General features: G+C 33.5%; 9 protein-coding genes. 7 read left to right on the forward strand and 2 right to left on the reverse strand.

The window, feature by feature from the left end; all coding sequences use genetic code 11:
• The first annotated feature begins 211 nt into the window (after window positions 1-211).
• Both cudC and V7147_RS06075 read left to right on the forward strand, forming a co-directional pair.
• Window positions 212-742, forward strand: a complete 531-nt coding sequence (cudC, locus tag V7147_RS06070; RefSeq protein WP_335366961.1) for a choline uptake/conversion transcriptional regulator CudC — start codon at window positions 212-214, stop codon at window positions 740-742.
• Between the two features lie 105 nt (window positions 743-847).
• Window positions 848-1,012, forward strand: coding sequence for a hypothetical protein (locus V7147_RS06075; RefSeq protein WP_335366962.1), 165 nt, complete (start codon window positions 848-850; stop codon window positions 1,010-1,012).
• A 191-nt stretch (window positions 1,013-1,203) separates the two neighbouring features.
• Here the strand turns inward: V7147_RS06075 and V7147_RS06080 are convergent, their stop codons facing one another.
• A complete protein-coding gene (locus tag V7147_RS06080) occupies window positions 1,204-2,463 on the reverse strand; it encodes a helix-turn-helix transcriptional regulator (protein ID WP_335366963.1) in 1,260 nt (419 codons plus the stop codon).
• Window positions 2,464-3,343: 880 nt separating this feature from the next.
• Between V7147_RS06080 and V7147_RS06085 the strand changes: the two genes are divergently transcribed.
• From V7147_RS06085 to V7147_RS06095, 3 genes are all read left to right on the forward strand, one after another.
• Window positions 3,344-4,180 carry a glycosyltransferase family 2 protein gene (locus V7147_RS06085; RefSeq protein WP_335366964.1) on the forward strand — a complete coding sequence of 279 codons (837 nt, stop codon included), beginning with the start codon at window positions 3,344-3,346 and terminating at the stop codon, window positions 4,178-4,180.
• A gap of 35 nt (window positions 4,181-4,215) precedes the next feature.
• The gene (locus V7147_RS06090) at window positions 4,216-4,884 is read left to right on the forward strand and encodes a glycosyltransferase family 32 protein (protein WP_335366980.1); all 669 of its coding nucleotides are present in this window, start codon (window positions 4,216-4,218) and stop codon (window positions 4,882-4,884) included.
• 164 nt (window positions 4,885-5,048) lie between these two features.
• Window positions 5,049-5,768, forward strand: coding sequence for a galactosyltransferase-related protein (locus tag V7147_RS06095; protein WP_335366965.1), 720 nt, complete (start codon window positions 5,049-5,051; stop codon window positions 5,766-5,768).
• A gap of 455 nt (window positions 5,769-6,223) precedes the next feature.
• Here V7147_RS06095 and V7147_RS06100 read toward each other — a convergent pair whose 3' ends face one another.
• Window positions 6,224-6,721, reverse strand: a complete 498-nt coding sequence (locus V7147_RS06100; protein ID WP_335366966.1) for a PTS sugar transporter subunit IIA — start codon at window positions 6,719-6,721, stop codon at window positions 6,224-6,226.
• Between the two features lie 195 nt (window positions 6,722-6,916).
• Here V7147_RS06100 and V7147_RS06105 point away from each other — a divergent pair, with 195 nt between their 5' ends.
• Both V7147_RS06105 and V7147_RS06110 read left to right on the forward strand, forming a co-directional pair.
• A complete protein-coding gene (locus V7147_RS06105) occupies window positions 6,917-8,188 on the forward strand; it encodes an ATP-binding protein (protein WP_335366967.1) in 1,272 nt (423 codons plus the stop codon).
• Between the two features lie 18 nt (window positions 8,189-8,206).
• Window positions 8,207-8,398: SOS response-associated peptidase family protein (locus tag V7147_RS06110; protein WP_335366968.1), on the forward strand; the 192-nt coding region annotated here is incomplete at its 3' end.

Raw genomic sequence — 8,398 nt, forward strand, 5'->3', positions numbered from 1 at the left:
GTATAAATGATTTTTAAATTTCACAAAGCGGATATTAAGGGATATACCTTCATAAAGTTTGTAAAGTTAAAACTGTACGTACTTTACATTCCTTAGACTCAAAATTCCTCCAATATCCTCCAACATCCTTTAATCAGCTTCACTTTACATTCATAGTCCAAATGAGTAGGCTATATATATCAATCAATTTTGTTGTAGGATGTGAATCTATTTGCATGGTGTAGACAAACTAGAAAAAGCCCGAGAACGTGTAATTGATGCGATCGCTCAAAATATGAATTTATATGGAGTAACTCCTTCTGTTGGACGACTTTGGGGTCTTATGTATTTTCATGATGAGCCAATGACGCTTGATGAAATGAAACTAGAGCTGGGTATGAGTAAAACAAGCATGAGTACCTCTGTTCGCAATTTAATGGAATTAAATATGGTCGATAAGGTGTGGAAAAAAGGAATTCGAAAAGACCTGTATGAGGTTGAGGAAGATTGGTATCAATCTTTTATAGATTTTTTTACTATAAAATGGAGAAACGGTATTTCCATGAATGTTAGTGCCATTCAAAAATCATTAACAGAACTCAAGGAGCTTTTAGAGGACGAGCAAGTGAGTCATGAGATAAAAGCAGAGGCAGAAAACGATATTTTGAAGTTAAAGAATGCCTTGGAATATTATTTCTGGCTCGACCGGCTAGTCGACAGTTTCGAATCACATGAAATCTTTACATTTATTCCAAAAAAGTAACGTTTATGAACGTTGCTTTTTTTTATTTAAAAATAGATTACGGTTCACTTGTACACTTCATCAATGTTGTCCGATTCTCATACTCTACAATATGGGGGTGAAAATATGCCATTATGGGGCTGGCTGTTAGTCTTTTTTGGAGGGTTACTCCTAGTAGGTTTTGTAGCGGACCGGGTATCAAAAAAGAATCATTCTACCGACTCCCACAAAATTCAAAAGCAAGTCGATGAAGTTAAGAACAACCAAAGAGATTATCATCATTTTTTATAGACTTAAAAAAGCAGCCCGGATTAACTTGGGCTGCCTTCTTCATTATACCTGTACTTCTTGTGACTCTGGGTAGTCATTGTCTACCCATGCAACACCTTCTGTTAATTGATAACCTGCAATTGTCACTAATCCAAGCATGAATAACAGCATTAATTTTTTCATTTTCTTATCCTCCTTTTTCAACTTAAATTTTATTGATATAAATGACTATGTTTTTTCAAAGCTGAAATAGCCTTTGAAAAATAATAGCTTGCTAACTTATATTTATTATTCTCTTGATAGATTTTCCCAAGCTCCTCCGCATAGTAGGCTACGAGAAGATGGTGGTCATTGCCTTCAAAATACGGCAATACATCTTTTTCAATAAATTTCGGTAGATGCTCAGACTTCTGTAGTAAATAATCATAATAGATGAAATGAATGTTGAATTCAGGAAGATCACGATGCTCTTCAACGATTACAAATCCTTCTTTCATCCAATTTCTGCACTCATCATAATGCCCGATTTTATAATATTCTTCGATTAATCCATGGATTGAACGCAGCCGTCCAATGACCATATGATCTTCCTTATGTCCAAGGCTATTTTTGAATTGTTCAATTGCCTCAATGGACTTCCCGAGCTTTGAATAAAGGACACCTTGATTATGATAAATCAATCCTAATAAAGATGGATCATTTATTCCTTCAGCTACTCTCGTTGCTAGTAAATAATTCTCTTCCGCCATTTCAAATTCATCAATTTTTTCATAGCAAATGCCCAGTAAAATTTGACATTCAGCACTTCTTTTTAAATCATAAAGAGATTGATAGATAGCGAGAGCTTTCTGTATATACACGATACTTAAGGCTAATTTCCCCATTCGATTATTATTTAGCCCTTTATAGTAATACAGATCAGCTGTTTCCCAGCCCTCAAAGTGGACACTGCTTGTTAAAATTTCCTCCGCCATCTTAAAATGCTCCATGGCAACAGAAAACTGGCTTTTAAAATAATAAAATTGCCCAACTATTTTTTCATAAAAATAATTCATGCGGATATCAAATATATCTTTATATAACTCAATTTTCTTAATTTGCTCTTCGGCTTTGTCTAATTGCTTTATAAAAATATAGTATCTAAGCTCAAAGAGGACGAAGAAAATGGCAACCCTTGAATCATTTGTATTCTTACATTCATAGGATTCATAAAAAGTAATGGCTGGTTCTCTTTTTCGCGCAACCATTAAGTGGTACCAATCATAAAGCTCCTTTAATTGTTCATATTCTTCACTTTCAATGAGCTTGATTCCTAATCGGTCACATAATAATTCAAGAACCTCTATACTTGCCGATGTTTGGTTATTTTCAATTTTTGAAAGATAAGAAATGGAGATAATCTCCTGTGCTAGCTCTTCTTGTGTCATGTTTTTTTGAATTCGAAAGAAACGTATTCTGCTCCCTATCTCCATATCTCATTCCCTCTCATTGACTGACTGGTTATATACTCTTTCTAGAAAAAAGGTAAAAACCCTTTTTTTATAATTGGGTAAAAAGACTTATTTTTACACATATATACAATCATACCATTAAAATCCTATGCGCTACATACCTTACATATGTAATAAGATAGCTAAATAGACAATTAGTACTATTGAAAAGATGACCATGATGTAAGGAGACCACCTCTAATGTTCGCTTTCATGTATAACGAAATATGTCTCTACTTTTTATTTCACCATCAAATGTATATTTGTTAATCAAAATCGAACCATCGGTTGTCTTTATTTTTATTTTATCTCCAAATGTTTCGATTGTCTCACCCACAGAATAGTCATAGGTATTTATGATTTGCCCCCTTTAATGTTGATCCATTAACTGGAGAACGTTCCATACCCACGCTTCCTGAAAACCAAATATAACCCTTTTAAACTGTGTAAAAAAATCAGATGGTATGATTCGTTGCAATCCTATTGTTATACCTAGAATTCCATATCCTTATCATCCTTTAAAGAATAGGTATATGCAATATAAAGAGGGATTCCATACTTCTCAGAGCAGGAGTGTAATTCTGAAAAGCCTTAAATTCCCGTTTTTTCTTTTCCCATTGTGATAATTAAATCAATTGGATGTAAATGAGTATGGATGTATCAACCATGTATTTTGTCGTTTCTTTATTTCCAAAAACCACAATTTGGTAATTTATACCTTTTTTCCCTAGCTCTTTTTTATGCGACTCATCCTTTATAAATCAATAAAACTAGATAATTACCGTTGCACCAATATATATATTTCATATTATAAATTAAATGAGTCCTATTTTAGACCTAGGATTGGAGGAGTTTTGAAAAGATGGAACCAAAAGTATCGGTAATTGTCCCAGTTTATAACACTGAGAAATACCTTAGAAAATGTTTAGATTCGTTGGTCATGCAAACATTAGATGAAATGGAAATTATAGTTGTAAATGACGGATCTCCTGATTCTTCTCAGGATATCATAGATAAATATGTTCAGAGGTTTCCCGACAAGATAAAAGCAATTATGAAAGAAAACGGTGGTTTAGGTGATGCACGAAATGTTGGCTTAAAACAAGCGAGAGGTGAATATGTAGGGTTTGTTGATTCAGATGATTGGGTTGATCCAAAAATGTTTGAGACTTTGTATAAGGCCACTTATAAAGGACATGATCTAATAATTTGCGATTTAATTTCCATATCGGAAAATGAAGAAAATCAGCATGTAGCATCAGGCTTTCGAGGAGAAACATTTAACAAACCTCAAGCTGTAATGTATTCTACAGATCCTGCATTTGCTTGCAATAAACTTTTCAAAAAAAAATTATTTAAAAAAGCTAAATTTATTAAAGATTGGTATGAGGATGTTGCTACTACTCCCATCTTAATGTCATATGCTGAATCCATTTACTACATCCAATCTCCGCTCTATTATTATCGACAACGAACTGGTTCTATGACAAGCAGCCAAGATAAGAGTACTCTGGGAATTATCAAGGGTTGGGAGAGATTATTAAAGGAGGCTAAAACAAAATATATAAAGGAGGTTATTTTCGCTGTTGCCCGAAGTATATCAGCCTTTATTGATTTTAAACCAGCTTTTGCAAAAGAATTTATTGAATTTGCAGAAAAAAATAAAAAAACCATCGAAAANNTAGAAAAAATGAAATAAAGGATTTATATAACGCTAAAATTATTCCACCAATTATTCACTATTGTTGGTTTGGCGACAAAAAAAAGTCAGAGTTAGCAAAAAAATGCATCAAGACGTGGAAAGAGAAATTACCTGATTACGAGTTTATGGAGTGGAATGAAACAAATTGTAATATGGAGATTAACACCTATGTTAAACAAGCGTATGAAGCAGGTAAGTGGGCATTTGTTTCTGACTATTTTAGACTGAAATACTTATATGAATATGGTGGCATCTATATGGATACAGATGTCGAAATTACAAAAAACATTGACAGTTTTAGAATAAACAATTCCTTTCTTTCCTTTGAATCAGCCAATTTTATACAAACGGGAATTATCGGTTCGGTAAAGGGCGCCCCACTTATAAAAAAATTGCTGGAGTACTATCAAAATGAAAGCTTTATAACAGAAACTGGGGAATATAATGCCAAACCAAACGTCCCTCGAACTACTAGTTTACTTGTTAATGAATATGGCCTTCAATTGAATGGGAAAAGGCAAGCTTTGAAGGACGGTATTGTCATCTATCCGGTAAATGAACTTACACTTGATGTAGGGGATGGACAAAACTACACTGTCCATCACTTCGATTGTTCATGGTGGGATGTTAAAACTGGCCCCACATGGAAGGAAGTACTCTTAAAAAAATACTTTGAAGAACAAGAACAATTCAATAAATAATGTAAAAGAGTAACTACCAAAGATGAAGCTAACCTTGTTATAAATAATGTAAAGAAAAAGGTTCTTGTTAAAAAAAGTTAAAGGCTTTAAACAAACCGTCCAAATTGGTGCTATAAATTATAGGGAGTTTTAGTAGAAGAACTTATTGCAAAGGGGGTAAACATTTGTATAAAGACGTATCTTTATTAATTCCTTTCAAATCAGATGGTTCTGTAAGAGATGCTAACTTTAATTGGATACGCAAATATTATAATAATCTTTGTCCAAAGGTAGAGATTTGTATAGGCATAAATACAGAAAATCCTTTTAATAGATCAAAAGCAATTAATATTGCAGCTAAACAAGCAACTAGGGATATATTTGTTATTGTGGATGCAGATATTTTCTGTGATCCTGATTCAATTATTGATTCTATCTCCTATTTAAACAAGTATAGAATGGTCATACCCTATAAAAATCTGATTCGAATTTCTGAAGGCGATACGAATGAACTTGTTCAAACCAATCCCACTTGGCCATTAAAAAAAGAGCTTACAAGAACTGACCATGTTTATACTGAAGATTATTCTGGAGGCATTATGATCATATCTAGGTCTGCCTTTATGAGAATAGGTGGTTTTGACGAAAGATTCGTGGGCTGGGGAGGCGAGGATGATGCTTTTTACCTTGCCTTTAATACGATATGTGGTCAATTTAAAAGGCTTAATCATACAATTTATCACCTTTGGCACCAACCACTAGGCTACCATTTAAACCCAAATGGTACAAATAATCTAAAATTAAGGGATATTTATTGCAAAGCTTTTAAGGATAAAAAGAAAATGAAGAGAGTTCTTTCCGAATCAGAGGGGATTTTTTCGAGAAGTAAAAGAAGATCAAAATAAGAAAATGAAAACGGCCAGATTACTTGGTAAATAATGCATACATCATTGAAATAACCAAAAAAGTTAGACAATATTATTTTAAGCAACTTGTTGGACCTAAAGTCCGGTATTCTACTGGACTCAGGTCTTATTTCTCTTCATGGGTGTATTGTTTTAGTAATAAATATAATCTTATAATTCCAATTTAAAATGCTCAATACTCTCAAAATCCTGAATATAAAGGAGGTCTGTCTAAAGGATGCCAAAGAAGTTCTCGATAACGGCATTATAGAGACCGTTTCCCTTCGGACAGTACCTATATTTTTAGGAATATTCCTATTAGAAAGTATTCCTTGTTCATATTCTTTTACTACTTATAACTTGTCCTCGAATGTAATTTTGCCTAATAAAATGCACCTTCATTGTTAGCCTTGTGTCTAACAATGGAGGTGCAGTTCACACCATGGACCGTTTTCTTACTTTTTCTTTACTTTTGCAAGCTCAGTTGAACCAGCAGTCGCTTGGTCACTTCCAATCATTTCAAATGATTCAACTGTATCAAAATTAGTAATAACAATTGGTGTAATGGTACTTGCAGCTTTTTCTTTTACTAAATCTAAATCAAAGGTAACAAGATCAGTTCCAACCTCAACCTTGTCTCCTTCTTTTACATGAGCGGTGAAGCCTTCACCTTTCATGTTCACTGTCTCAAGGCCGATATGGATAAGAAGTTCCAAACCAATTTCAGTTTTAATCCCAATTGCGTGTTTAGTTGGGAAAACCTGAATAATTTCTCCTTTTACAGGTGAAACAATTTTCCCTTCAGACGGATCAATTGCAAGTCCATCTCCCATCATTTTTTGAGAAAATACTGGGTCTGGCACCTCTTCTAAAGTAAGTATCTTACCAGTCGCTGGTGCAAATAATGTTTCCTCTACTTTTTTATCTTTACTACCAAATAATTTTTTAAACATAATAAACCTCCAAAATTAAAGATATGTTTAGTTGTATCATACCCAGAACCAGAAAAAAAGAATTATGAATTGATAAATTACTTTTACACTTTTCCGAAATATCATTTAATATATCAGCATCAAGATGAAGGAATATAGGTGAACATGTCGAATTAAAGAAGTAGTATTCGGAAGATTTAGATTAAAGGGGTGTCAATGGAGTTGGTTGATCATATTGGACATATTCTATACCATGTTCTCATCGTTATTTTTCCTATTCTTCTATATTATTTACTTGTCATTCAAGACAATGGCTCTACCCCAAAGCTTCACTTGAATAAATTACTAGGAATGAGCAGCATTATCCTTCTATTAACAATGTCGTTTCCTGTTTCTTACGCGAATGGATTTTCGTATGATTTTCGGATTATCCCTATTTTTGTCACATTTCTTTACATTGGATTCTTTAGAGGTATGGCAATTATTCTGATGATGTTGGTATATTCGCAAGTACTAGGATATACTAACTATTTCATGCTCTTAATGAATTACGCAGTTATTACAATCATTTTTTATTTTCTCTTAAAAAAATATCATTCTCTTCTCTTAAACAAGAAGCTGATGCTCTTATCATCCATTTACTGTTTTATTGTCATAACCAGAACGATTAGCCTAGTAAAAAATAATCAGACTGAACAAATCCTAGAGATGTACATTTTTTCAATTGCTACCTTGATTACACTTCTATTGGTCGTTCTACTAATTGAAAATCTAAATCACCAAATCCAATTACAAAGGGAACTAAGACGGTCTGAAAAAATGAATGTGATTAGTCAGCTAGCTGCATCGGTTGCTCATGAGGTTCGCAATCCATTAACAACAGTAAATGGGTTTTTACAGTTAATTATACGTGATGAAAACATCACCGAAAAACAGCGAAATTATATTGATATTACCCTTTCAGAATTAAATCGTGCACAATCGATTATTAATGATTATTTATCCCTTGCAAAGCCCAACAATAGTAGTACACAATTAATAAACATTAGCGAAGAACTTGCAAAAACCGTGGAGTTAATGACATCCTATACAAATATTCAAAATATTGAGGTTAAAATCTCTATTGAAAAACTCTTGTTTATCAATGGAAGTAAAGATGAGATTAAGCAGGTTCTTATTAATATTATAAAAAACGCAATTGAAGCGATTGGAAATGATGGGTTACTGAAAATCGAAGCCTTTTCCAATGATAAAGACATCGTCGTAAAAATAACGGATAATGGCCTAGGTATGACGAAGGAACAACTCGCAAAAATAGGAACTCCCTTTTATTCAACAAAGGACAAAGGAACTGGCGTTGGGCTTACAATTTGCTTTCAAATTATTGAACAATTAAAAGGCTCAATTGAGGTTGAAAGTGCTGTTGGTATTGGCACATCCTTTATTATAAAGCTTCCAACCTATCAACCACCTTCAACATCAGAATAAATAGAGAGGTGAACATAAATGTGTGGGCGATTTACTTTATTTGCAGAGTTCGACGATATACTTAATCGGTTTGATATTGAAGCCGCGATTGAACAAGATTTATATATCCCGAGCTTTAATATTGCCCCTTCTCAATCTGTCCTATCAGTAATCAATGATGGTAGAAGTAATCGCCTCGGGTATTTGCGTTGGGGCTTCGTTCCCTCATGG

It is taken from the genome of Bacillus sp. JJ1521 (genome assembly GCF_036965165.1).
In the GTDB taxonomy this organism is placed as follows: domain Bacteria; phylum Bacillota; class Bacilli; order Bacillales; family Bacillaceae_L; genus Ferdinandcohnia.

Excerpts from the sequence above, each read along its gene's own strand:
- V7147_RS06075 (WP_335366962.1), top strand. The coding sequence starts at position 848 with ATGCCATTATGGGGCTGGCTGTTAGTCTTTTTTGGAGGGTTACTCCTA.
- V7147_RS06080 (WP_335366963.1), bottom strand. The coding sequence starts at position 2,463 with ATGGAGATAGGGAGCAGAATACGTTTCTTTCGAATTCAAAAAAACATG.
- V7147_RS06100 (WP_335366966.1), bottom strand. The coding sequence starts at position 6,721 with ATGTTTAAAAAATTATTTGGTAGTAAAGATAAAAAAGTAGAGGAAACA.
- V7147_RS06105 (WP_335366967.1), top strand. The coding sequence starts at position 6,917 with ATGGAGTTGGTTGATCATATTGGACATATTCTATACCATGTTCTCATC.